The sequence below is a fragment of the Vibrio sp. 1CM23M genome, from assembly GCF_023161755.1.
In the GTDB taxonomy this organism is placed as follows: Bacteria; Pseudomonadota; Gammaproteobacteria; order Enterobacterales; family Vibrionaceae; genus Vibrio; species Vibrio coralliirubri.
The window spans coordinates 1-980 of the sequence record NZ_JALNTR010000025.1 but is presented as its reverse complement, the minus strand read 5'-3'; the positions used below and the strand labels follow the sequence as shown (position 1 = coordinate 980).

2 protein-coding genes are annotated in these 980 nt (G+C 43.6%); both read right to left on the bottom strand.

Annotated elements, in window-relative coordinates; all coding sequences use genetic code 11:
- A partial coding sequence (locus MSG35_RS23980) for an IS3 family transposase (protein WP_248385189.1) occupies positions 1 to 603 on the bottom strand: 603 nt, incomplete at its 3' end.
- An 11-nt stretch (positions 604 to 614) separates the two neighbouring features.
- Positions 615 to 929 (bottom strand): transposase, encoded by a 315-nt coding sequence (locus MSG35_RS23975; protein ID WP_082153993.1) that lies wholly within the window; start codon positions 927 to 929, stop codon positions 615 to 617.
- Positions 930 to 980: the final 51 nt, after the last annotated feature.

Here is a 980-nt window from a genome sequence, read left to right as displayed (position 1 = left end):
GATCGTCTCCAACGCTCGATACTGTATACCTTGATCGGAGTGAAACAAAAGCTCGTGACCTAAGGGCTGCCTTTGTTCCCAAGCCTTATTCAGGCTTCTTAGCACTAACTTTGCGTTATTAATGCGACTTGTCGACCAACCAATCACTTTGCGTGAAAACAAATCTAAGACGACGCACAGGTATTGCCAACCATCAGTACAGCGCACCTGAGTTATATCTGACACCCAAACTCGATCGGGTTTATCCACCTTAAATTGACGGGCAAGAATGTTATAGGCAGGTATAAGCGTATTTTGTTTTGGCGCTCGTCCATATCGCTTCTTGCTCGCGCAAGAGCGATAGCCCATATTCTGCAGAAGCCTCTGTACTCGCTTTTTATTACAAATAAAGCCGTTAGCGATTGCTGCTTCCCAAAGCTTTCGATAGCCTGGAATACAATACTGAGCTTTGCTTTCTCTCCTCAAGTAGTGACTTAAAGACTCATTGTCTGTCTCTCGCTTCGATGGTTTCCTTGTTAGCCACTTGTAATAACCCGCTTTAGAAACGCCCAACCATTGGCATAGTCGTATGACAGGAAGCTTCACACTGGCCTTCTTAAGGATATACTCGAACCTTATTCTTTTTGGCTGTCGAAGAAAGCCTTCGCTTCCTTTAAGAAATCATTCTCCACCTCTGCCATCTCAAGCTTCTTTTTCAATTGACGGATCTCTTTCTCCAGTTGTGCAACGGATTTTTCGGGGCCGTGGTTAGGTATTGGGAGGGAGTTAGTCTTTTTCGATGTCATTTGGCATCTCCATTTAGAAAGTAGCACCGGCGATATTCCTAAGGATAGTGCTACTGACTTAACGGTATCAGAAGAATCGAGAGATCGCTGAACAGCTTCTCGTTTAAATTCGTCTGTATATTGTCTTTGTGATTTTACTTTCATGACACTCAATGCTCTGTATTAAGTGTCTACTTTTATGGGGTCACATCAGAT